Here is a 22959-nt window from a genome sequence, read left to right on the forward strand (position 1 = left end):
CTTTGACAAGTACACAGTGTGAACACTGCGAGCCCACGGGCTCCGTCCTGCCCGGCAGTGGCGCTGGGCAGGACGGAACTCCGGGCAATCAGGCTCCGACGTACTCGGCCAGATGCTGTCCGGTCAGGGTGGATCGATCGGCGACGATGTCCGCCGGAGTCCCCTCGAAAACGATCTGACCGCCGTCGTGGCCGGCACCGGGGCCCAGATCGATGATCCAGTCCGCGTGCGCCATCACCGCCTGGTGATGCTCGATGACGATCACCGACTTACCCGAGTCGACGAGCCGGTCGAGCAGCCCGAGGAGCTGTTCGACGTCGGCGAGGTGCAAACCGGTTGTCGGCTCGTCGAGGATGTAGACGTCCCCCTTCTCCCCCATGTGCGTCGCCAGCTTCAGACGCTGGCGTTCGCCGCCGGACAGGGTCGTCAGCGGCTGACCGACCTTGATATAGCCGAGTCCGACATCGACCATGCGACGCAGGATCTTGTGCGCTGCAAGTAGTTTGGCATCACCATCGGCGAAGAATTCCTCGGCCTGCGCCACCGACATCTCGAGGACCTCACTGATGTTGCGGCCGCCGAGGGTGTACTCGAGGACCTCGGCCTGGAAACGCTTGCCCTCGCACACCTCACACGGGGCCGCGACGCCGGCCATCATGGCGAGGTCGGAGTACACGACACCCGCGCCGTTGCAGTTCGGGCAGGCGCCCTCCGAATTGGCGCTGAACAGAGCCGGTTTGACGCCGTTGGCCTTGGCGAACGCCTTGCGGATCGGTTCGAGCAGTCCGGTGTAGGTGGCCGGGTTGGAGCGTCGCGAACCCTTGATCGCCGTCTGATCGATCGAGACCACGCCGTCGGCGCCGGCGACCGACGAGGTGATCAGCGAACTCTTGCCCGACCCCGCGACGCCGGTCAGCACGACCAGGACACCGAGCGGGATGTCGACGTCGACGTTCTGCAGGTTGTGCATGTTCGCGCCGCGGATCTCGAAAGCACCGCTGGGTGTGCGGACGTCGGGTTTGACCGACGCGCGGTCGTCGAGGTGACGGCCGGTCAGGGTGTCGGCGGCGCGGAGTTCTTCGACCGTGCCCTCGAAGACGATCTCGCCGCCGTCGGTGCCGGCTCGCGGACCGAGGTCGACGACGCGGTCGGCGATGGCGATGACCTCGGGCTTGTGCTCGACGACGAGCACCGTGTTGCCCTTGTCGCGTAGGGCCCGGAGGAGGTCGTTCATGCGCGCGATGTCATGAGGGTGCAATCCGATCGACGGCTCGTCGAAGACGTAGGTGACGTCGGTGAGTGACGATCCGAGGTGACGGATCAGCTTGGTGCGCTGGGCTTCACCGCCCGACAGCGTTCCCGCCGGGCGGTCGAGGGACAGATAGCCCAGGCCGATGTCCACGAATGCGTCGAGATGTTCGCGGAGCGACTTGATCAGGGGCGCCGCCGACGGTTCGTCGAGTTCGGCGACCCATTGCGCCAGATCGCTGATCTGCTGCGAGCAGGCGTCGGCGATGGAGATGCCATTGATCTTCGACGACCGGGCCTCGGCGGTGAGTCGGGTGCCCTCACAGTCCGGGCAGGTCTGGAAGGTGATGGCGCGGTCGACGAAGGCGCGGATGTGCGGCTGCATCGCCTCGCGGTCCTTGCTCAGCATCGACTTCTGGATCTTGGGGATCAGACCCTCGAAGGTGACGTTGATGCCGTCGACCTTGATTCGCGTCGGTTCCTTGTAGAGCAGGTCGTTGAGCTGCTTCTTGGTGTACTTGGCGATCGGCTTGTCGGGGTCGAAGTAGCCGCAGCCGCGGTAGATCCGCCCGTACCAGCCGTCCATCGTGTAACCGGGGATCGTCAGGGCGCCCTCGTTGAGTGACTTCGACGAGTCGTAGAGCGCGGTCAGGTCGAAGTCGGAGACATCGCCGCGGCCCTCACAGCGCGGACACATGCCGCCGGTGACCGAGAAGCTGCGGCGCTCCTTGACCTTCTGGCCGCCCTTCTCAACGGTGACCGCACCCGCGCCGCTGATCGACGCGACGTTGAACGAGAACGCCTGCGGCGAACCGATGTGCGGTTTCCCCAAGCGGCTGAACAGGATTCGCAGCATCGCGTTCGCGTCGGTAGCGGTGCCGACCGTCGACCGCACGTTCGCGCCCATGCGTTCCTGGTCGACGATGATCGCCGTGGTGAGTCCTTCGAGGACGTCGACATCGGGCCGGGCCATCGACGGCATGAAGCCCTGCACGAAGGCGCTGTACGTCTCATTGATCAGACGCTGCGATTCGGCGGCGATCGTGCTGAAGACCAGAGAGCTCTTACCGGACCCCGACACACCCGTGAACACGGTCAACCGCCGTTTGAGCAGCTCGACGTCGACGTTCTTGAGGTTGTTCTCGCGGGCCCCGTGCACCCGGATGCGGTCGTGAGTGTCGGCGGGATGGGTGTCGTACTCGTCGACCGGGGCGGATCGGGGCGTCGACTTCGTGCGCGAGGCAGGGCTCATCGTGTCTCCATCGCGGCGGCGCGTCTCGGTGCGCAGCCATCGTCGTGATCGGGCAGGATTTCCGTTGGCGTACTGGTCTGACTCGATCCAACCAGGAGAGTCATCGGCGATTCGGCAACTCCCCCGGCGAGCGCTTCACGTGGCGGCAATCGACCGGCGCCGCACACCTTTCAGGCCGCCTGGTCGATACGGATCAGGTTGCCGGAAGGGTCCCGCACCGCGGCGTCGCGGACGCCGTAGGGCTGGTCCATCGGCTCCTGCACGATGTCGACGCCACTGGCCTGCAGCTTCTCGAACAGTCCGTCGAGGTCCTCGGTGGCGAGGGTGAGCGCGCCGTAGCTGCCTTTGGCGATCAACTCGAGGATGGTCTGCCTTTCGGCGTCCGTGATGCCCGGTTCGGCGGCCGGCGGGTACAGCACGATCGACGTGCCCGGCTGATTCGGCGGGCCGACCGTCAGCCAACGCATGCCCTCGTATCCGACGTCCTTGCGGACCTCGAAGCCGAGGATGTCGCGGTAGAAGCCGAGAGCTGCTTCGCCATCGGTGTGTGGGAGGAATGCGTACTGGATGCTGATGTTCATGGATGTCAGGCTAGGCATCCTCACCCCCGCTACGCTTCTCGATTCCTGATCGGTCTGGTGATGTTCTTGGCCATGCACGCAGGGATTCCGTCGGTGGCATCGGCGGACTGCTCGCGATACACCGTCGGCGGTACCCCGACGAGCTCGGTGAACCGTGTGCTGAACGTCCCGAGGGACGAACAGCCGACCTCGAAACACACCTCGGTGACGCTGAGATCGCCCCGGCGCAGCAGCGTCATCGCCCGCTCGATGCGGCGGGTCATCAGGTAGGAGTACGGCGACTCACCATAGGTCTTACGGAACTGACGGCTCAGATGCCCGGCCGACATGTTGACGCCCCGCGCCAGCGCCTCGACGTCGAGCGGCTGCGCGTACTCACGGTCGATCCGGTCACGGACCTGTCGGAGCAGGGTCAGGTCACGCAACCGCTGGTCGGAATCGGATCGGGGCACCCGTCGATCGTAGATCGTCAACCGGCGCGCGGGACCCACTCAGCCGCGCAGAACTGCGGCGATGTCGGCGCTGAGCTCCTGGAGCCGTTCGGCGGCGCGGACGTGCGGGACCTCGGTGTCCGCACAATCGAGGACGACCTCGAGGTAGCACTTCAGCTTCGGTTCGGTCCCCGACGGCCGCACGATGACCCGGTCGTCGGTGGCCGTGCGGAGGACGAGTGCATCGGTGGGCGGAAGGTCGCCGGAACCCGTGGCGAGGTCGAGGACCTCGACGACCTGGGAGCCGGCGAGTGCGTCGATCGTCGTGGTGCGTAACCGGTCCATCATCTGTCCGATCTCGGCGACGTCGTCGACGCGAATCGTCAGCGGGGCAGTCGCGTGGAGGCCGTGGCGTCGGGCGAGGTCATCGAGGAGGTCGACGAGTGTGCGGCCGTCGGCGGCGAGTTCTTCGACGAGACCGATGACCCGGACCATTGCAGAGATCCCGTCCTTGTCGCGCACGGCCTCCGGGTCGGTGCAGTACCCGATGGCCTCCTCGTAGCCGAATCGCAGATCCGGTGTCCGGGCGATCCATTTGAAGCCGGTGAGGGTCGCCGCGAACCGAAGTCCGTGATGGCCGGCGATCTTCCCCAGCAGCCGGCTCGACACGATCGAGCAGGCGAGCGTGTTCCCGTTGCGACCGGCGTCGCGGGCGGCCTGTTCGCCCAGCAGCCAACCGATTTCGTCGCCGGTGAGCTGCCGCCAGCCACGGTCGGTGGGGGTGGCGACCGAGCAGCGGTCGGCGTCCGGATCGAGGGCGATCACCACATGTGCGTCGACGTGGCGGGCGAGATCGAGAGCACGGTCGAGGGCTCCGGGTTCTTCCGGGTTCGGGAAGGGGATGGTCGGGAAATCGGGGTCGGGAGAGAACTGGTCGTCGACGACGTGGACGTCGGTGACGCCTGCAGCGCTCAACACGGCGAGTGCCGTCGAACCGCCGACGCCGTGCATCGGGGTCAGGACGACGCGCACCGGGCTGGGGCCGGTGCCGGGCCGGAGTGCGGCGGCCCGGGCGATGTACGCCTCGAGAGTCGTACCGTCGAGGGCGACGACCGAGGCGGCGTCGCGGGTGATCTCGTCAGCCGGCGGCGCGGAGTCGATGAAGGCGGCGATCTGCTCGTCGGCGGGCGGGACGATCTGGACGCCACGACCGGCAGAGTCGGTGGCGCGGCCACCGAGGTACACCTTGTAGCCATTGTCGGCAGGCGGATTGTGCGACGCGGTGATCATCACCCCGGCATCGCAGTCGAGCGCGCGGGTGGCGTACGCGGTCACCGGCGTCGGTAGCCGACGAGGGAGCGTCATCACGGTGACGCCCTGTGCGGCAAGGACTTCGGCGGCGGCGTCAAGGAAAGCATCGGAACCGTACCGGGCATCGCAACCGATGACGGCGCGCGCATCGGGCCCGACGGTCTCGATGAGGTGGCGGCCGAGGCCGTACGTGGCGCGGGTGACCACCGCGACGTTCATGCGGGTCTCCCCCGCCCCGACCTCGCCTCGCAGCCCTGCGGTACCGAAGGTCAGCGGGCCGCGGAATCGGGAGTCGAGATCGGCGGCGGCCGCGGCGTCTCCGGATTCGGCTGCCTCGATGAGGCCGGCGAGTTCGGCGCGGGTCGCCGGATCCGGGTCGTGGTCTCGCCAGGTACGCGCGGTCTCGATCACCCGCGCGACGCTATCAGTCAGCGGATCCGGCGGTGACATTCGACGCGGTCGCCGAGAGCGACCTTCGCTCCCCGGAGGATCTGAGTGTCCATCCCCACGAGCGTGATCTTCTCGGTCGGCACCGGCCGGGTTCGGGGATGGCCACCGATCGTCGCCCGCGGCCCCACCCGGACCCGTTCGTCGAGGATCGACCACGACACGGACGCCCCGGTGCCGATCACGGAGTCCGCGAAGACAACCGAGTCGACGACGGTGGCCCCCTTCTCCACCACCACGCCCGGTCCGAGGACGCTGCGTCGCACGGTTCCGCACACGTGGGCGCCGCTGCTGACGAGGCTGTCCTCGACGACCGCCCCGGTTTCTATCCGGGCCGCGGCGCGCTGCGGCTGGTTCGTCAGGACCGGTCGCTCGGCGCGGAAGACGTCGATCCTGCCGTCGATCAGATCCCGATGTGCCTGCAGGTAGGTCTCCGGCCGGCCGGCGTCGATCCAGTACCCCGACATCGCGTGCGCAACCGTCTTTCCGCGGTCGACGAACCACGGCACGAGGTGTTCGCCGAAGTCGCCGAGCCCGGTGTCGTCCTCGGCCGAACCCACCGTCGTCTCGCGCACCAGGCCTTCGAGTCCTTCGATGAGCACCTGCGGGTCGTAGATGAAGATCTCGGTGGCGATCGTGCGGGTCGTCGCACGGTCGGGCTTGTAGCGGAACTCGCGGACGGTGCCGTCGCGGCGGGAGGTGACCGTGGCGTGCTGGGACGCCTCCTCCAGCGAACAGGTCGTGGTGACGATGGTGCATTCGGCGCCGCGGCTGCGGTGGGTGTCGAGGGCGTCGCGGAAGTCGAAATCGTAGACGTGGTCGGCGCTCATGACGATCACCTCGGCCGGTCCGTGTTCGGCAATGCGGTCGCGGATCCGGTAGAGAAGGTCGGCGTTGCCGGTGGCGAAGCCGTCCTCGGTCTCCGGGGCGTCGGTCTGCTCGGGAATGACGATCCGCAGTCCGCCGCTCGTGCGGTCGAGGTCCCAGGGGCGCCCGCCGGCGACCAGTTGGGTCAGCGTCTCCGCCTCGTACTGGACGCACAGCCAGACGTCGTCGACGTGACTGTGGTGCAGGTTCGACAGCGGGAAGTCGATGAGTTGATAGTTCCCCGCGAACGGCAGGGCCGGTTTGGCCCGTCGATCGGTCAACACCTCCATCCGGGAACCACGCCCACCGGCCTGCACGATCGCGAGAACATCAGAGTGCCGCATCAGCCCAGTGTGCCCGAGACCTCGATCTGTACCGGGATGATCGGATGGGCGAGGAGAAGGGAGAACCCGGTGGAACGGACCGATTGCCTGGTGGTGGGCGGCGGCATCGTGGGTCTGGCCGTGGCTCATGCGCTGGCTTCGACCGGGCGCGAGGTGATCGTCGTCGAGGCGGCCGACTCGGTCGGTACGCAGACGACCTCGCGGAGTTCGGAGGTCATCCACGCAGGGATCTACTATCCCGAGGGCAGTCTGAAGGCGCGGTTGTGCGTGCGGGGTCGTGAACTCCTCACCCGGTACTGCGACGAGCACGGCGTCTCCTGGCGTCGCCCGGGCAAGCTGATCGTGGCCACCGACGACGCCCAGACCGACCGGCTCGACGTACTGCTCCGGCACGGACTGACGAACGGTGTCGCCGATCTGCGACGGATCGACGGTGCCGAACTGCACGAACTGGAACCAGATGTGCACGGTGTGGCCGCGCTGCTGTCGCCGTCGACCGGGATCGTCGACGTCGACGGCATGGTCCGGGCTCTGCGACGGGACCTCGAGTCCGCAGGCGGCGCAGTGGCGTTGCGTAGCAGGGTGATCGGCGGGCGCGTCGACAGCGGCGGAGTCACCGTCGACACTGCGGAGGCCGGCTCGGCGTCGGCGAAGATGCTCGTGAACTGCGCCGGGCTGGGTGCGTGGGACGTTGCCCGCTCCCTGGACGGGTTCGACGGTCCGATCCCGCCGCGACACCTGGCGAAGGGCAATTATTTCGGATTGTCCGGTGCACGAGCACCATTCGAGCACCTGGTCTATCCCGTGCCGGTCGACGGCGGACTGGGCGTGCACTTCATCATGGACCTCGCCGGTGCGGCGCGCTTCGGCCCGGACGTGGAGTGGGTTGACGGCGAGCAGCTCGACTACTCGGTCGACGAGACACGCCTGGCCGGGTTCGAGGAGTCGATCCGCCGCTACTGGCCCGGATTGCCCTCGGGCACACTGACTCCCGCATACGCAGGAATCCGACCCAAGACCAGCGGCCCCGGCGAGGCGACCGCGGACTTCACCATCCACGGGCCGGCCACACACGGGCACGCCGGGCTGGTCACCCTGTTCGGCATCGAGTCGCCAGGCATCACCTCGTGCCTGGCGATCGGCGAGTACGTCGTCGGGGTCCTCGGTCTCTGAGCCGAACCGCTCATCATCTCTGTACCGGCTCACGATTTCCGCGTGAGCGGGAACGGAGATCGTGAGCGACCCGTGAGCGGAGCTACTTGGCGGCGTATTGGTAAGCGGCGCTCTGCTTCTCGCGCTTCTTCATGGCCTGGATCGCGTCGTGGTGGCGACGGGCGTGGTAGGCCAGCGGGAAGTAGGTCGCACGCTCGGGCAGGGTGCGGTAGGCGAACCGCAGGCGACGGTGGATCTTCTCGAGGTGGCGCTGCTCCTCGTTGGTCCACGTCAGCCCGAGGATCTCGCGCACGCGCGGATCCATGACGCCGACGGTCGTGAGGTAGTTGAAATCCTGGAACGGGACCGACGCGGTGGCGGCTACCTTCTTGACGGCCGGGCGCAGCGCCTTGGGAACGGTCTTCGGCACCGGCGGGGCGGCACGCATCTGCTCGATGAGTTCGATCGCCACCGGGTGACGGACCAGCTTGTTCTCGACGAAGTCGTCGAAGTACTCCTCGAACTCCTCGAGGGTCTCCGGGTAGCCCTTCATCGGGACCTGGACGATCTTCGCGATGCGACGGTTGTCGCGGAGTAGTTCCGTGCGCTCCTCGAGTGTGAACTCACGGCCGAGGACGAGCGGCGCGGCCGTGGTCATCGTCGGGAATGCGGTCGCGATGACCCACGCGTAGGCCTCCGGGTTGAGCGCACTGATGTGCTTGCCCTCGGCGTTGCGCATCTGCAGCGGCTGGTGCAGCTTCCGCAGGCGGTGCCCCTCGGCGATGGCTTCCTGACCGCCGTAGGTCCAGCGCAGCACCGAGTCGGCGGACCGGATCGCCCGCCCGACCGGGTCCGTGCGGAACACCGAGTACTTGTCGACGACATCGCCGATCACCGGATGCATCACCTGCATCACGAACGCGGCACCGTTGATCGGCAGGAACGTGTAGAGCCCGGTGAGCTGCGCGGTCAGCGAATCCGGCGGGATCAGCTCGATCTCGTCGTCACGGTGGTTGATCAGGCGATCGGTGTCCTCGAGTGCGGCGGTCGTCGGTTCGTCGTGTACCGCGGTCATGGTGCCCCCAACGTCGTTTTCGACAGCGTGTCTTTCGACAACATTCGTAGTCAGATTAGCGCAGGGGGCGCCGAAAACCCAGGTTTCGGCACTCAAGCAGGACCGATGATGACCGTGCGGGTGCCGAGGGCGCGTTCTCGGACGGTGAAGATGCGGGTGCCTTTCTTGCGGCCCGTACGGATCTCACTGAGTGCCAAACCCGCAGACGACAGACGCGCGTGGGTCACCTCGACGTCGGTGGACCGCCAGGCGACACCCCACAGCGAGGTCGCAGCGGGGGTCGGCGGCTCGGTCGAGGTCGCGGCGGTGACGACCTCGACGATGAGGTCAGCGGCGCGGAAGAACAGCTGCCGGGCGTTGTCGCCGAGCGGCTGGTCGAGCCGGAAGTCCAGGCCGAACACGCCGCCGAACAGCGCGACCGCCCGATCGCGGTTGTCGCAGGTGAAGACGAGGTGGTCCATCCCCGTCACATCCCCGGCATGTGTCGACTCCCCCACGGCCTCACGGGCGGCGACACCGAGCGGGGCCGTCTCGCCGAACACCCCGAGCGTCGACTCGACCACGGGGAAGCCGCGTCGGACCAGCAGCCGGTGCATCGCCGGGAGGTCGTCGGCCGTGAAATACACCCGGTGATCGGCTTCGGCATCAGCATCCCCGGCGGGTGCCTGACGCAACCGGAGCTCGGTGTTCCCGAGAACCACTGCCGGCGAATCGGCATCGGGCGTACCGGAGAGACCGAGAAGGCTCGCGTGAGTACGGGCGGCGAGTGCGGGGTCGGCGCAGGCGAGTTCGACGATCGCGGTCGGGAACGGGTTCGGCGGGATCACCGCTTCTTCTTACCCTTCCGCCTACGGGGTCCCGGCGGGGTGGGTCGGTACGTCAGCCGCGCCGAGCTGGTGATGTGCCAGGCACCGCACATGCACTCGTAGTAGCGGAGTGACAGGGTGCCCAGCGCTCGCCGCTTGATGCGGTCGATGCCGTCGAGCGCATCGGCCGGCGACGAGAAGGGAAGCTTGTCCGGTGTCGGACACTCGGCTGCCTCGATCCGACGCTCCGCTCGCGCCGCGGGGCGCCGGTGCATAAGCTCGTGGAAAGCCGTCCGTGCCTCGATCTCGCGGTAGAACGATTCGAGATCGTCGTCGGAGAAGGGCACGGATCGATTATCCCCTCACCGCGGATCGTCGGCAGAACCGCGCCCGGCGCGTGACTAGCGGGCCATCCACAGACGACGGCGGATGACCTCACGCATACGGCGTAGCTCGGCGGCGCTCAGGGCCTCCGGCGGATCGGCGTCGACGATCCGGTTGAGCTCGGTGAAGAAATCTCGATCAGACAGCCCGAATTCCTCGATGATCTGCTTCGACGACCCACCGCCCAGCGGGTACCAGTACTTCTCGAACTGGATCATCTGCTGCTGCCTGTCGTTCATTCCACCTCCAACTGTGTGCTGTTTGCGAAGTAGTGCCGGGGCACCTCGCCCCGGTCGCGCAATCCCGGGGATCGTGCGTGACGCACGTCACCGACGGAGTCCTTTGTACACCTGTCGCCGGACAGTCGGGAGTAAGTGACCGAGGTGATTCGAATGTGTCTCAGAACGTTCACCGGAAGGTCATGGATTCCCGTCGAACGCTTCCGATCGGGGCATCAGGCGTTCACCGAAGACGGGGTTTTCGGGCGTCGTGAGTCGCGTCGATTCGCCCGGATGCTGCTCGCGAGCGAGGCACCGATGAACGCCACTCCGACGAGGCCGGTGACGATCTCGTCGACATGGAATTTCACGCCCAGAAGGAGGATGACGGCGAGCGCGCCGATCGCCCAGTGCGCTCCGTGCTCGAGATACCGGTACTCCCCCAGCGTGCCTGTACGCACGAGGTAGATCGTGATGGACCGGACGAACATCGCGCCGATGAAACCGAGGCCGAGCGCGATGATGATCGGGTCAGAGGTGATCGCGAACGCGCCGATCACGCCGTCGAAGGAGAAGGACGCGTCGAGCACCTCGAGGTAGAGGAAGAGGAAGAACGCGGCCTTGCCGGTCGCCCTGGTCGCTCGGGTCGGACCCGGCTCGTCGTGTTCCGGACCGTCGGACATGAACAGCGAACTGAGTCCGTCGACGGTGATGTAGGTGACCATGCCGAGGATCCCGGCGATCAGGACGGTGGCCCTGATGTCGTCGGACGCGAGGTACTCCGCGCAGAGCACGAGGCCGGTCGACGCGAGCACGACCGGTAGCTGGTCGAGCTTGCCGATCTTGGCCAGTGGGCGCTCGAGCCACGTCAGCCAGGTGCGCTCCCGCTCGGTCAGCACGAAGTTCAGGAACAGCAGCAACAGGAACATGCCACCGAACGCGGCGATCTGCGGATGCGCCTCGGTGAGGATCGTCTCGTAGCTGGGTTGGCCGTCGGCGAAGTGGGTCTGCCCCTCCGGCGGTGGGTTGGTGGCCAACCGCAGCGCCTCGGCCGGATTCAGGCCGCCGGTGATCCAGACGATCAACAGCGGGAACAGCAGACGCATCCCGAAGACCGCGATGAGCACGCCCACGGTCAGGAACATGCGCTGCCAGAACTCCGACATCCGCTCGAGGATGGTCGCGTTGATGACGGCGTTGTCGAACGACAGCGACACCTCGAGCACGCCGAGGATGGCGCACAGCGCGAGCCCGGTCCAGCCGAGGTAGAGATAGGCGACGATCAGCGCCGCCACCGAGACGACGGCGGACAGGCCGAAGATGCGCGTGATCACCGCAGCTTCTCGGCTTCCTTCGCGAGTTCGAGCAGGGTGTCGGTCAGCTCTGCCAGGACATCGTGGTCGGCGCGTTCGGCGACCGCGGTGCCGAGGTCCTCCGCGGCGCAGCGGAGGGCGAACATCCGGTCCCCGAAGTCCGCGGCCTCGGCCGCGGACAGGATCACGGCGTCGGCGGGAATGGACGTGCCCTCGAGGAGCGTTCTCTGCTCATAGGCGCGCTGCCTGCACGAACGCTTGCAGTACTTGCGGCGCCGGCCGAGTTCGGAGTCGACCATCATCGAGCCGCACCAGGCACAGTTGTACGGGCGGCGCCGGTGATGGGAGACCTGTTCCACATCGGAGACGGTACCCCGATCGGACGCCCGGAGACCGGCACGGCACGTCCGGCGGCCGCCACCGGCAACACGGGTCGTCGGCGGTGGCGAGCCACCGGGAGGAATGCGCGTAGAATGTTCCTGTTGACGACTCAGTTGGCTGCGTTCGATGGTGAACGCCGCGTGAACACAGCTGATAGATCCGGCAAACTGAGAATCTGACGAAGCTTTGAGAGGAACCCTTCATGGCAGATCGAGTACTTCGGGGTAGCCGCCTCGGCGCGGTGAGCTACGAGACCGATCGCGACCACGACCTCGCGCCACGTCGCATCGTCCAGTACCGCACCGACAACGGTGAGATCTTCGACGTGCCTTTCGCCGACGACGCCGAGGTGCCGTCGAAGTGGCCGTGCAAGAACGGTATGGAAGGCACGATCCTCGAGGGCGCAGAGCCCGAGGAGAAGAAGACGAAGCCGCCGCGCACCCACTGGGACATGCTGCTCGAGCGTCGCAGCGAGGAAGAGCTCGAGGTGCTTCTCAACGAGCGCCTCGACCTCCTGAAACAACGTCGCAAGGGCATCTCGCACTGAGCCCGACCGCTTGACATACAGACCGGCCCGGCAGGAACACCTGCCGGGCCGGTCTGTATGTGTATGCCGAGCTAGGAGTTCTTGACGAGGCCCAGGCGTTCGAGGCGGCTCTGGATGCCCCAGCGCGCGACCATCGTGAAGGCCTCCGACATGACGCCACCACTCATCTTGGACACGCCCAGCTCACGTTCGGTGAACGTGATCGGCACCTCGCGGACATCGAACCCGGCCCGCACGGTCCGCCAGGCCAGGTCGATCTGGAAGCAGTAACCGGCCGACTCGACCGTGTCGAGCTGGATCTTCTCCAGCACGCTGCGCCGGTAGGCGCGGAAGCCGGCGGTGATGTCGTGCACCTTGGCGCCGAGAGCGACGCGGGCGTAGGTGTTGGCGCCGCGCGAGAGGAACTCACGGTGCTTGGGCCAGTTCACCAGCTTGCCGCCGGGAACGTACCGGGATCCGATCACGAGGTCGGCGCCGTCGTTGATGGCGTCGAACAGGCGGTGCAGCTGTTCGGGGGCGTGACTGCCGTCGGCGTCCATCTCGACGATGACCGGGTAGTCGCGGCTCAGGCCCCACGCGAAACCGGCAAGGTAGGCCTTGCCGAGGCCGTCCTTCTCCTCGCGGTGCAGCACGTGGATGCGACCCGACTCCTCGCCCTTCTCGGCGTGTGCCTCGGCGTCCTGGCGGGCCAGCTTCTCGGCGACCTCGCCGGTGCCGTCCGGACTGGAGTCGTCGACCACCAGCAGGTGCACGCCGGGCAGGGCGGCCTGGAGGCGTTCGACGATCACCGGCAGGTTGTCGCGCTCGTTGAACGTCGGCACGACGACCAGTGCGCCCGCTCCGTCGGCGCCGACCACCGGCTGCGGCGCGTCGCCTGACTGCCGCTGTCCTGCCGAGGCGTCAATCCCCGATGCCATCGAGCTCCTTAAATGTCACCGGACGCCCGTGCGGCGTCCCTGCGTGGCTTGAGTGTGAACCTAGTACGCGAGGCCAGCGCAAACAAAAGACCACCCACCGCCACGACGATCGCGAGCGCCTCGGGCCACCTCCCGAGGCGGGTCGCGAGGGTCGTTCCGTTGTGCAGCGGGAGGGTGCTGGTCAGCACGTCCGAGGAGAACACGCCGGATTGTTCGGTGATCGAGCCGTCGGCGTCGATGATCGCGCTCACACCGCTGGTCGCGGCGACGACCACAGCACGTCCGTGTTCGACGGCGCGCACCTGCGACATCGCCAGCTGCTGGTATGTCATCTCGGTGCGGCCGAAGGTCGCGTTGTTGGTGGGGACGAAAAGCATCTGCGCCCCGTCGCGGATCGACTGGCGCGCCGCACGGTCGAAGGCGACCTCCCAGCAGGTCGCGACTCCCACCGTGACCTCACCCGAGCGGCCGGGCACGTCCACGACGGTGGGACCGGTGCCCGGCTTGAAGTTGCCGGCCATGTCCGCATACGACGAGAAGAGACGGAAGAACGGGCGCCAGGGCAGGTATTCGCCGAACGGCTGCACGATGTGTTTGTCGTAGCGGTCGACAGGTCCCTTCGCGCCGTCCCAGACGAGCACCGAGTTCGTGGGGCGGCCGTCGGAGTTGCGGATCAGGGTGCCGACGAGGATCGGGGCGCCGACCGCCTCGGAGGCGGCGGTGATCTCCGCGGCGGCGTCGGCGTTGTCCAGCGGCGAGATGTCCGAGGCGTTCTCCGGCCACAGCACGAAATCGGGCGGGGCGGCGAGGCCGGCGTCGATCGCCTGGGCGTAGCCGATGGTGGTGCGCACATGGTTGTCGAGCACGGCACGACGCTGTGCGTTGAAGTCCAGGCCGAGTCGGGGCACGTTGCCCTGGACCGCCCCGATGTGCACCGACTCCGACGAGATGGTGCGGTCGATGGTGGCCGGTGTGAGGGCGATCGCCGCCACGGGTGCGAGCAGCGCGATGGCGACGGCGAGGGTCGCGACCCGCACGAAACCCGAGGGCTGGTCACCGTTGAGCGCCGCCGCCGATCGGGCGGATCGGCGATAGGCGGAGACCAGGATGATCAGCATCCAGGCGACCGACGCGCCGAACAACGCCACGCCGGCGGACAGCCCGGGGGCGCCCAGCACGGAGGCCAGTGGTAGCAGTGGGCCGTCGACTTGACTGAAAGCGGCTCTCCCCCAAGGGAACCCGCCGAACGGGAACGCCGATCGCAGGGCTTCGACGAGCACCCAGGAGACCATGAACCAGACCGGCGGGACCGGGAGTCGCATGGTCAGGGTGGCGATCGCGCCGAACAGGGCGAGGTACCCGGACAGCAGCACCGACAATGCGAGCCACGGCAGCGGCCCGACATAGACGCCGATCCACGGCAGCAGCGGGATGAAGAAGGCGAGCCCGAAGACGAAGCCGACCCATGCACCCGTGCGCACCCGCGGGCGCCGCACGTACAGGGCGGTGAACAGCACGCCGAGCCCGAAGACCGCGAGGAACCACCAGTTGCGGGGCGGGAAGGCCGCCCACATCGCCAGACCGGCGACGATCGCGGCCAGGGTGCGGAGACTCCAGTCCCAGGTCAGGGTGAAGCGACGCGAACGCGCCTCGGTCTCCTCGGCGGACGTCATCGTGTCGGTGGCGTTCACCCGACGGCCCGGTCGTACAGGACCTGTCCGCGGTGGACGGTCCGGACGCACCGCGGCAGTTCGGCTCCCGGGGAGACGTCCGGCAGGGCGGGCACACGGGAACGCGGGTCGGTGGACCAGCGCTGCACCTTCTCGTGGGAGCCGGCGACGACGAGGTCGTCGACCTCCCAGACGGCGTAGCTCGCTGGCGCCCCGGGTGTCAGGGTGCCGGTGAGACCGTCGTTGATGCCGCCGGCGCGCCAGCCGCCGCGGGTTGCCGCTGCGAAGGCGCCGCGTGCGGAGATCGCGTTGGTCGGCTGATGATGGTGCACGGCGGCCCGGATCGTCGACCAGGGATCGATCGGCGTGACCGGAGCGTCAGACGAGAACGAGAGTGCCACACCGGTTTTCGCGAGCATCGCGAAGTCGTTGAGCGTTGCGGCGCGGGCCTTGCCGAGTCGGGCGTCGTAGAGGTCGCCTTCGCCGCCCCATTCGGCGTCGAAGTGCGGTTGCATGCTGGCGATGACGCCGCAGCGCGCCAGGACCTCCGCGTCGCGGGCGGTGACCATCTCGGCGTGCTCGAGCCGGTGTGCGCAGCGGGCGATCGCCGGGGTGCCCAGCTCGTCGGCGAGTTCGGTGAGCGCGGCGACGACGGCACCGGTGGCGGCATCACCGATGACGTGGAAACCGGACTGGATACCGGCCAGTGTGCAGCCGCGGAGATGATCGCGGATCGTCTCCATGTCGAGGTAGCTGATGCCGCGGGTGTCCGGGGCGTCGGTGTACGGCTCGTTGAGCCACGCGGTGTGCGACCCGATCGCGCCGTCGATGAAGAGGTCGCCGCCGAGGGCGTGGGCGCGGGTGATGGTCATCAGCTCGGCCGCGTGGTCGGCGTCGGTGACGGTCTGTCCCCAGTAGCGGCGGATCTCGACGGGGTGGTCGAGGTCGGCGATGGCCAGGAAGTCGTCCATACCGCTGATGTCGGGGCCGCCGTTCTCGTGGACGGCGACGACACCGTGCGCGGCGGCCACGTCGAGCGCACGACGCTGCGCCCGTTCACGATGTGCGGCGGTGACGAGGAGGCGGGCCGCACCGCGGACGAGATGATGCGCCTCGGCGACAAGCGGCTCCTCCGGGTGGTAGCCGACGGCGCCCGCGAGTTCCGGGACGAGACGACGGAGTGCCGTCGAGGCGACCGCGGAGTGTTCGTCGACGCGGGCCAGGTACACCGGGCGGCCACCGACCACGGCGTCGAGTTCGCTGGTCGTCGGGAACCGGCCGTCCTCGGGTTCGGGGCCCTCCCAGGTCGAGTCGTCCCAGCCGAGACCCCAGAGCAGGTCGCCCTCGTCGTGGCCGGCGGCGGCGTCGTCGGCCACCGCCTTCCCGACGAGACGCAGGCAGTGCGTCCGGCTCGTCGCCTCGTTGAGGGTGAGACCGTCGAGCGAGAGACCGGTCGACGTGAGGTGCACGTGCGAGTCGACGAAACCCGGGCTGACGAAGAGCCCGTTCAGGTCGACGATCTCCGCATCCGGGTGGAGAGCCCGGCCGATGTCATCGGTACCGACCCACACCACCACCCCATCGGTGATGGCCATCGCGGTCGCGTCGGGGGCGGCCGCCGAGTACACGGCACCGCCGAGAAGCAGTTGGGTTGCCACGATCGTTCAGTCTGCCTTGCCGTGAGTGAATGTGGCCGGGAGGGGTCGGGCGGGGCGTGCCCAGGTCAGCGCGTGGGCGGCAGCTGCGGGGTGGTCATCGGTGTGGTTCCTGGGCCGAAGCCGGTTCCGGGGGTGTCGGACTCCACAACCACGCCGTCGACGACGGTCCCACCACCGGGGACGCCGCCACCGCGGATTCGGCTGCCGTAGACGCCGGTTGCGTACAGGCCCGCGCGGTCCATCGCGGTCGCCATCCGCTTCGCGCCCACGGCCACCACGACCGGGCGCAACACCTTGCGGGTCGGCGGGAACAGCAGCAGGATGCCGGCGAGAGTCGAGACGACACCCGGGATGACCAGCAGGATCGTCGAGGCGGCGACCAGCGCAGTGTCGGCCAGCGGCGCCCGTGCGTCGACCTCGTTGTTGGCGGCGCGGCGCAACTCGCCGAACACCTTGCGGCCCTGCCAGCGCAGCGTCAGGAACCCCAGGACGCCGGCCGCGATGCTGATCAGCACGGCCCAGCCGAACCCGAGCCATACCGCCATCGCCACGAAGGCGGCGATCTCCAGCAGCGCGTACACGGCGAAGTAGCGGAGTGCCATGGTCGTCTCACCTGTCTTTCGGTGCCTTGTGGGCACCCTCGACGTCAGGGTCTGGCAGGTTAACGAACGACGGGGCGATTTTTCTCCCGGGGTTCAGTCTTCGCCGCGGGCCTCGATGTCGCCCTCGGTCTGCAGGTAGACGTTGCGCAGCTGATCGAGGAGGTCGGCGGGCGGTTCGTGCCACATGTCACGTTCGACGGCTTCCAACAGTCGTTCGGCGATGCCGTGCAGTGCCCACGGGTTGGACTGCTGCATGAACTCCTGGTTGGTCTCGTCGAGGACGTAGGACTCGGTGAGCTTCTCGTACATCCAGTCGGCGACGACGTCGGTGGTGGCGTCGTAACCGAAGAGGTAGTCGACGGTCGCGGCCATCTCGAAGGCGCCCTTGTAGCCGTGGCGCTGCATCGCCGAGATCCAGCGCGGGTTGACGACGCGGGCGCGGAACACGCGGGCGGTCTCCTCCGAAAGCGTCCGGGTGCGAACGGAGTCGGGCCGGGTGCTGTCACCGATGTACGCCTCGGGTGCCGTTCCGGTGAGCGCGCGGACGGTCGCGACCATGCCGCCGTGGTACTGGAAGTAGTCGTCGGAGTCGGCGATGTCGTGTTCGCGGGTGTCGGTGTTCTTCGCGGCCACCGCGATCCGCTTGTAGGCCGCGCGCATGTCGTCGACCGCGGGCACGCCGTCGAGTCCGCGCCCGTAGGCGTAGCCGCCCCACTCGGTGTAGACCCGAGCCAAGTCCTCGTCGCTGCGCCAGTCGCGGGAGTCGATGAGCTGCAGGATCCCTGCGCCGTAGGTTCCGGGCTTGGAACCGAAGACCCGGGTGACGGCGCGGCGACGGTCGCCGTGATCGGCCATCGAGGCGCGGACGTGGGCGGCGACGAAGTTCTGGTCGTCGGGCTCGTCGGCTGAGGCGGCGAGGGCGACCGCGTCGTCGAGCATCGCCACCACGTGGGGGAAGGCGTCGCGGAAGAACCCGGAGATCCGGACCGTGACGTCGATACGCGGACGGCCCAGTTCGGCGAGGTCGATGAGTTCGAGATCGACGACGCGGCGTGACATCTCGTCCCACACCGGCATGACGCCGAGCAGTGCGAGGACCTCGGCGACGTCGTCACCGGACGTGCGCATCGCGCTGGTCCCCCACACCGACAGGCCGACCGACGCCGGGTGGTGGCCGTGGTCGGCGACATAGCGTTCCAGCAGTGAGTCGGCCATCGCGCGTCCGGTCTCCCACGCCAGCCGCGAAGGCACGGCCTTCGGGTCGACGGAGTAGAAGTTGCGGCCGGTCGGCAGCACGTTGATCAGTCCGCGCAGCGGAGAGCCACTGGGGCCGGCGGGGATGAAGCCGCCGTCGAGGGCGTGCAGCACGCGAGGCACCTCCCCCGTGGTCTGCCGCAGACGCGGGACGACTTCGCCGGCGGCGAAACGCAGGACGTCGGCGACCGCGTCGGGCAATCCGGCGGTGGCCTCGGCGACGGCAGCCTCCGACCAGTCGTCCTTGGCACATGCGGCGACGAGTTCACGGGCCTGCGCCTCGACGGTGTCGACGGTCCCGCGTTCGGCGGTGCCGTCCTCGACAAGGCCCAGTGCCTCACGGAGTCCGGGCAACGCCGACGTTCCGCCCCACAGCTGACGGGCGCGCAGCATCGCGAGGACGAGGTCGACCTCGGCGTCGTCGCGGGGGGCCTCGCCGAGGACGTGGAGGCCGTCGCGGATCTGGACGTCCTTGATCTCGCACAGCCAGCCGTCGACGTGCAGGAGCATGTCGTCGAAGACCTCTTCGTCCGGGCGTTCGGTCAGTCCGAGGTCGTGGTCCATCTTCGCCGCGGTGAGCAGCGTCCAGATCTGCTGGCGGATCGCCGGAAGCTTCGCCGGGTCGAGGGCGGAGATGTTCGCGTGTTCGTCGAGCAGCTGCTCGAGGCGGGCGATGTCGCCGTAGGACTCGGCGCGCGCCATCGGCGGGATCAGGTGATCGACGAGCACCGCGTGGGCCCGGCGCTTGGCCTGGGTCCCCTCCCCCGGGTCGTTGACGAGGAACGGGTAGATGAGCGGGAGATCGCCCAGGGCGGCGTCGGTTCCGCAGTTGGCGGACATGCCGAGGTTCTTGCCCGGCAGCCATTCGAGGTTGCCGTGCTTTCCGACGTGCACGATCGCGTCCGCACCGAAACCGGCCTGCCCCGTTGCGTGTCGGGCGGCGATCCACCGGTACGACGCCAGATAGTGATGCGACGGCGGCAGGTCGGGGTCGTGGTAGATCGCCACCGGGTTCTCGCCGAACCCGCGCGGCGGCTGCACCATGATCGCGATGTTGCCGAAAGTCAGTGCAGCGATGACGATGTCGCCGTCGGGATTGTTCGACCGGTCGACGAACAGCTCGCCGGGTGCCTCGCCCCAGTGTTCGACGACGCCGTTGCGCAGTTCTTCCGGCAGCGTCTCGAACCAGTCGCGGTACTCCGCGGCGGGCAGGCGGATCGGGTTGGCGGCGAGGGTTTCCTCGGTCAGCCAATCCGGGTCCTGACCGCCCGTCGCGATGATCTCGTGGATCAGCGCATCCGAATCGTCTTCTGCCAAACCGGGTATCGCACCGGGACCGGATTCCGGTCCGATGTCGTAACCGGCCGCGCGCAGGGCCGAGAGCAGACGCAGCAGACTCCGAGGGGTGTCGAGGCCGACGGCGTTGCCGATGCGGGCGTGCTTCGTGGGATACGCCGACAGCATGACGGCGATGCGCTTGTCGGCGGCCGGAATTCGGCGCAGCTGTGCATGCGACACCGCGATGCCCGCCACGCGGGCGCAGCGCTCGGGATCCGGCCGATACCAGGGAAGGCCGTCGTCGTCGAATTCCTTGAAGGAGAACGGGACGGTGATGATCCGGCCGTCGAACTCCGGCACCGCCACCTGCGTTGCGACATCGAGCGGTGAGAGACCGTCGTCGCTCGCCTCCCAGTCCGCCCGGGAACCCGTGAGGCACAGGCCCTGCAGGATCGGGATGTCGAGTGCGGCAAGCTGTTCGATGTTCCACGCCTCGTCGTCGCCGCCGGCCGATGCGGTCGCCGGGGTCGCGCCGCCGGCCGCCAGGACCGTGACCACGAGAGCGTCGACCGTGCCGAGCAGCTCGATCAGGTCGTCGGGAGCGGTACGCAGGGACGCACAGAAGATCGGCAGCGCCCGGGCGCCTCGCTCCTCGATGGCGCTGCAGAGCGCGTCGATGTAGCGGGTGTTCCCGGCGAGGTGCTGGGCGCGGTAATAGAGCACCGCGATGGTCGGTGCATCGGAATTCTCCCGCTGCGCGCGCTCCAGGATTCCCCACGCCGGGGTCTGCTGCGGCGGCTCGAAGCCGTATCCGGTGAACAGCACGGTGTCGGAGAGGAAATGATGCAGGTTGACGATGTTCGCGACGCCGCCGGCGGCGAGGTAGTCGTGGGCCTGGGCGGCCACACCGGCCGGCACCGTCGAATGGGCCATCAGGTCCGGGTCCGGTTGCTGCTCGCCGGAACACACCACCAGCGGTTTGCCGGTCGCCTCGACCGCGGCGAGTCCCTCTTCCCAGGCACGCGTTCCACCGAGGATGCGGACGACGATCAGGTCGGCGTCGGCGGCCAGTGCCGGGATCTCGTCGATGAGCAGTCGTGCGGGATTCGCGCCGCGGAACCCCACTTCCGGGTTCGCCTCGCCGGCGGCCGCCGCGGTCAGCAGATCGGTGTCCGAGGTCGAGAACAGCAGGATCATCGTGTCTCCTCGCCGGGTTGTCGCGCCCGGAGTGTCGGGTGTGTGCGAGGGACTGGTCTGGCTGGGGCACCGGCGTCTACCGGGACCCTTCACAGTGGCGCGACCGCGCCGGAATCTCACCGGCTTCAGCCCGCTCGCGGTTGGGTCTCAGCCTACGGCGACCGGTCGGCGGAGTCGTCACCTGGTCCGGTCGTAGGCTGGTGGGATGACTGAAGCGGCTGAACCCGCTCCCGGCACGGCGATCCGGGAATCCGCGGATCGTTGCCCCGGCGTGTTCAGCACGCACGAGGCGCAGGACGGCGCACTGGCCCGGATCCGGCTTCCCGGAGGCCGGATCCGCGCTGATCAGCTCACCACCCTCGCCCAGGCTGCGGCTGCTCACGCCGACGGCTTCCTCGAGCTCACCGCGCGCGGGAACCTGCAGCTGCGCGGGATCGCCGACGTCGAGGCCGTGGCCGACGCCGTGGTGAGCGCCGGCCTCGCGCCCAGCTCGTCGCACGACAAGGTCCGGAACATCGAGGTCAGCCCGCTGACCGGCCGCATCGGCGGTGTCATCGACGCAGGTCCGCTGACAGCGGCACTCGACGACGCGCTGCGCGCCGATCCCGCGGCCACCTCGATCTCGGGACGCTTCCTGTTCGGGGTCGACGACGGTCGCGGCGACATCCGGCGCCGAGGCGCCGACGCGTGTGCCGTGGCGCGCTCGGCCGAACCTGTGGTCGCCGACATCCTGGTCGGCGGCGTCGCGGTCGGATCGGTCGGAGGGGTGCCCGGGATCGTCGAGGCACTCATCTCGGTGGCCGCCGGTCTGAACGCGGTGGCGCCCGGCGCCTGGCGCGTCCGCGATCTCGGCGCCGAGGACCGCCACCGCCTGGAGCGGCTCGTCGCCGAGAACCTGGCCCCCACCGTCGAATCCGACGAAGACGACGTAGCGGCCCCGGTGGAGCCGATCGTGGGCTGGTTCGACCAGGACGACGGATCGGTGCTGCTCGGCTCGGTCGTCGAACTCGGCCGCCTGCCCGCGCGCCTCGCCGAGTTCATCGGCGCGGTGGAGTCGCCGGTGGTCTTCACCCCGGACCGGGAGATCCTGATCTGTGACCTCGGTGAAGGCGTTGCCGAGACCGTGGTGCGGGTGCTCGCACCGATGGGCCTGATCTTCGACGCGAACTCGCCGTGGGCACGGCTCAGCTGTTGTGTGGGCGCCCCGGGCTGCGGATCGGCCAACGCCCCGGTGCGCGAGGACCTGCTCGCCCATGTCGAGGCCGGCCTCCCGGTAGGCGATCGCGAACACTGGGTGGGGTGCGAGCGTCGCTGCGGCTCCCCCGCCGGTACACACCTGTCGGTGCAGGCCACGCCCGACGGCGGGTACGACCGGCGTCGCCGCTAGGCTCGTGCGCATCATGACCGAGTACCTGCGCGACGGCGCCGCGATCTACCGCCAGTCCTTTGCGACGATTCGGGCCGAGTCGGACTTGTCCGCCTTCGGCTCCGACGTGTCGACCGTGGTCGTCCGGATGATCCACGCCTGCGGACAGACCGATCTCACACGCGACGTCATCGCGACACCCGGCGTCGTACGCGCGGCCCGCGGGGCACTCGAGGCCGGAGCACCGATCCTCTGCGACGCGTCGATGGTGGCGTCCGGCATCACCCGCAAGCGTCTGCCCGCCGACAACGAGGTGCTGTGCCATCTCTCCGAACCGGGTCTCCCCGCTCTGGCCGAGGAGATGGGCACCACGAGAACCGCTGCTGCCCTGCAGTTCTGGTTGCCACGCCTCGAGGGCGCGGTCGTCGCGATCGGCAATGCCCCGACCGCGTTGTTCGCCCTGCTCGACATGATCGACGAGGGCGCACCCCGCCCGGCCGCGATCGTCGGCGCGCCCGTCGGTTTCGTCGGCGCCGCGGAGTCGTGCGAGGCCCTCGCTGCCCGCACCGATCTCGAGTTCATCACCGTCACCGGTCGTCGTGGTGGGTCGGCGATCACCGCCGCCGCCGTCAACGCGCTCGCCACCCCTCAGGAGTGAAT

20 protein-coding genes are annotated in these 22959 nt (G+C 68.4%); 4 read left to right on the plus strand and 16 right to left on the minus strand.

Translation table 11 applies throughout. The annotated features are described in order from the left end of the window. Window positions 1-88 precede the first annotated feature (88 nt). The 5 genes from PWF70_RS12360 to PWF70_RS12380 form a co-directional block, all read right to left on the minus strand. Window positions 89-2500 (minus strand): ATP-binding cassette domain-containing protein, encoded by a 2412-nt coding sequence (locus PWF70_RS12360; RefSeq protein ID WP_286352627.1) that lies wholly within the window; start codon window positions 2498-2500, stop codon window positions 89-91. 170 nt (window positions 2501-2670) lie between these two features. After that, window positions 2671-3081, minus strand: a complete 411-nt coding sequence (locus tag PWF70_RS12365; RefSeq protein ID WP_035751617.1) for a VOC family protein — start codon at window positions 3079-3081, stop codon at window positions 2671-2673. 29 nt (window positions 3082-3110) lie between these two features. Then, window positions 3111-3533, minus strand: a complete 423-nt coding sequence (locus tag PWF70_RS12370; RefSeq protein ID WP_042376310.1) for a helix-turn-helix transcriptional regulator — start codon at window positions 3531-3533, stop codon at window positions 3111-3113. A 39-nt stretch (window positions 3534-3572) separates the two neighbouring features. Next, a complete protein-coding gene (locus PWF70_RS12375; RefSeq protein WP_286352628.1) occupies window positions 3573-5273 on the minus strand; it encodes a phospho-sugar mutase in 1701 nt (566 codons plus the stop codon). Further along, window positions 5252-6481: a glucose-1-phosphate adenylyltransferase family protein gene (locus tag PWF70_RS12380; protein WP_035751613.1), complete on the minus strand. Its 1230-nt coding sequence runs from the start codon at window positions 6479-6481 to the stop codon at window positions 5252-5254. Before PWF70_RS12380 ends, PWF70_RS12375 begins: the two co-directional genes overlap by 22 nt. Window positions 6482-6550: 69 nt before the next feature. On the opposite strand from PWF70_RS12380, the gene PWF70_RS12385 reads away from it, so the two are divergent. Beyond that, window positions 6551-7654, plus strand: coding sequence for an NAD(P)/FAD-dependent oxidoreductase (locus PWF70_RS12385; protein ID WP_006360366.1), 1104 nt, complete (start codon window positions 6551-6553; stop codon window positions 7652-7654). Between the two features lie 82 nt (window positions 7655-7736). On the opposite strand, the gene PWF70_RS12390 is transcribed toward PWF70_RS12385, so the two are convergent. The 6 genes from PWF70_RS12390 to PWF70_RS12415 all read right to left on the minus strand — a co-directional run bounded on the left by PWF70_RS12390 (window position 7737) and on the right by PWF70_RS12415 (window position 11731). Then, window positions 7737-8708, minus strand: a complete 972-nt coding sequence (locus PWF70_RS12390) for an oxygenase MpaB family protein (protein ID WP_006360367.1) — start codon at window positions 8706-8708, stop codon at window positions 7737-7739. 92 nt (window positions 8709-8800) lie between these two features. Further along, the gene (locus tag PWF70_RS12395; RefSeq protein WP_035751611.1) at window positions 8801-9535 is read right to left on the minus strand and encodes a VOC family protein; all 735 of its coding nucleotides are present in this window, start codon (window positions 9533-9535) and stop codon (window positions 8801-8803) included. Beyond that, the gene (locus PWF70_RS12400) at window positions 9532-9861 is read right to left on the minus strand and encodes a hypothetical protein (protein ID WP_035751610.1); all 330 of its coding nucleotides are present in this window, start codon (window positions 9859-9861) and stop codon (window positions 9532-9534) included. Before PWF70_RS12400 ends, PWF70_RS12395 begins: the two co-directional genes overlap by 4 nt. Window positions 9862-9915: 54 nt before the next feature. Next, the gene (locus tag PWF70_RS12405) at window positions 9916-10137 is read right to left on the minus strand and encodes a DUF3263 domain-containing protein (RefSeq protein WP_006360370.1); all 222 of its coding nucleotides are present in this window, start codon (window positions 10135-10137) and stop codon (window positions 9916-9918) included. Window positions 10138-10352: 215 nt separating this feature from the next. Then, a complete protein-coding gene (locus tag PWF70_RS12410; RefSeq protein WP_279938662.1) occupies window positions 10353-11450 on the minus strand; it encodes a DUF475 domain-containing protein in 1098 nt (365 codons plus the stop codon). Further along, window positions 11447-11731: a hypothetical protein gene (locus tag PWF70_RS12415; protein ID WP_005199987.1), complete on the minus strand. Its 285-nt coding sequence runs from the start codon at window positions 11729-11731 to the stop codon at window positions 11447-11449. The genes PWF70_RS12410 and PWF70_RS12415 overlap by 4 nt, the downstream gene beginning before the upstream one ends. 281 nt (window positions 11732-12012) lie before the next feature. Between PWF70_RS12415 and PWF70_RS12420 the strand changes: the two genes are divergently transcribed. Beyond that, the gene (locus PWF70_RS12420; RefSeq protein ID WP_006360373.1) at window positions 12013-12357 is read left to right on the plus strand and encodes an RNA polymerase-binding protein RbpA; all 345 of its coding nucleotides are present in this window, start codon (window positions 12013-12015) and stop codon (window positions 12355-12357) included. A gap of 71 nt (window positions 12358-12428) precedes the next feature. On the opposite strand, the gene PWF70_RS12425 is transcribed toward PWF70_RS12420, so the two are convergent. From PWF70_RS12425 to cobN, 5 genes are all read right to left on the minus strand, one after another. After that, window positions 12429-13274, minus strand: a complete 846-nt coding sequence (locus tag PWF70_RS12425; RefSeq protein ID WP_035751607.1) for a polyprenol monophosphomannose synthase — start codon at window positions 13272-13274, stop codon at window positions 12429-12431. An 8-nt stretch (window positions 13275-13282) separates the two neighbouring features. Next, on the minus strand, window positions 13283-14965 hold the full coding sequence (gene lnt / locus PWF70_RS12430) for an apolipoprotein N-acyltransferase (RefSeq protein WP_279938661.1): 1683 nt from the start codon (window positions 14963-14965) through the stop codon (window positions 13283-13285). Then, on the minus strand, window positions 14962-16602 hold the full coding sequence (locus PWF70_RS12435) for an amidohydrolase (protein WP_035751605.1): 1641 nt from the start codon (window positions 16600-16602) through the stop codon (window positions 14962-14964). Before PWF70_RS12435 ends, lnt begins: the two co-directional genes overlap by 4 nt. Window positions 16603-16667: 65 nt before the next feature. Next, window positions 16668-17204: an FxsA family protein gene (locus PWF70_RS12440; RefSeq protein ID WP_006360377.1), complete on the minus strand. Its 537-nt coding sequence runs from the start codon at window positions 17202-17204 to the stop codon at window positions 16668-16670. A gap of 93 nt (window positions 17205-17297) precedes the next feature. Further along, window positions 17298-21053 (minus strand): cobaltochelatase subunit CobN, encoded by a 3756-nt coding sequence (cobN, locus tag PWF70_RS12445; protein ID WP_442903302.1) that lies wholly within the window; start codon window positions 21051-21053, stop codon window positions 17298-17300. Window positions 21054-21138: 85 nt separating this feature from the next. Between cobN and PWF70_RS12450 the strand changes: the two genes are divergently transcribed. Together PWF70_RS12450 and PWF70_RS12455 are read left to right on the plus strand one after the other, a co-directional pair. Continuing rightward, window positions 21139-22320, plus strand: coding sequence for a ferredoxin-like domain-containing protein (locus PWF70_RS12450; protein WP_006360379.1), 1182 nt, complete (start codon window positions 21139-21141; stop codon window positions 22318-22320). 13 nt (window positions 22321-22333) lie between these two features. Continuing rightward, complete coding sequence (locus tag PWF70_RS12455) at window positions 22334-22957, plus strand: precorrin-8X methylmutase (protein ID WP_035751714.1); 624 nt, start codon at window positions 22334-22336, stop codon at window positions 22955-22957. Window positions 22958-22959 lie beyond the last annotated feature (2 nt).

Origin of the sequence: Gordonia sp. Swx-4 (assembly GCF_030316175.1) — a bacterium.
Lineage (GTDB): Bacteria > Actinomycetota > Actinomycetes > Mycobacteriales > Mycobacteriaceae > Gordonia > Gordonia alkanivorans.

What these genes read in the sequence shown, in the direction of transcription:
- PWF70_RS12360 (WP_286352627.1), bottom strand. Translation starts at nt 2,500, where the DNA reads ATGAGCCCTGCCTCGCGCACGAAGTCGACGCCCCGATCCGCCCCGGTC.
- PWF70_RS12365 (WP_035751617.1), bottom strand. Translation starts at nt 3,081, where the DNA reads ATGAACATCAGCATCCAGTACGCATTCCTCCCACACACCGATGGCGAA.
- PWF70_RS12415 (WP_005199987.1), bottom strand. Translation starts at nt 11,731, where the DNA reads ATGATGGTCGACTCCGAACTCGGCCGGCGCCGCAAGTACTGCAAGCGT.
- PWF70_RS12375 (WP_286352628.1), bottom strand. Translation starts at nt 5,273, where the DNA reads ATGTCACCGCCGGATCCGCTGACTGATAGCGTCGCGCGGGTGATCGAG.
- PWF70_RS12455 (WP_035751714.1), top strand. Translation starts at nt 22,334, where the DNA reads ATGACCGAGTACCTGCGCGACGGCGCCGCGATCTACCGCCAGTCCTTT.
- PWF70_RS12390 (WP_006360367.1), bottom strand. Translation starts at nt 8,708, where the DNA reads ATGACCGCGGTACACGACGAACCGACGACCGCCGCACTCGAGGACACC.
- PWF70_RS12450 (WP_006360379.1), top strand. Translation starts at nt 21,139, where the DNA reads ATGACTGAAGCGGCTGAACCCGCTCCCGGCACGGCGATCCGGGAATCC.
- PWF70_RS12420 (WP_006360373.1), top strand. Translation starts at nt 12,013, where the DNA reads ATGGCAGATCGAGTACTTCGGGGTAGCCGCCTCGGCGCGGTGAGCTAC.
- PWF70_RS12380 (WP_035751613.1), bottom strand. Translation starts at nt 6,481, where the DNA reads ATGCGGCACTCTGATGTTCTCGCGATCGTGCAGGCCGGTGGGCGTGGT.
- PWF70_RS12425 (WP_035751607.1), bottom strand. Translation starts at nt 13,274, where the DNA reads ATGGCATCGGGGATTGACGCCTCGGCAGGACAGCGGCAGTCAGGCGAC.
- PWF70_RS12405 (WP_006360370.1), bottom strand. Translation starts at nt 10,137, where the DNA reads ATGAACGACAGGCAGCAGCAGATGATCCAGTTCGAGAAGTACTGGTAC.
- PWF70_RS12440 (WP_006360377.1), bottom strand. Translation starts at nt 17,204, where the DNA reads ATGGCACTCCGCTACTTCGCCGTGTACGCGCTGCTGGAGATCGCCGCC.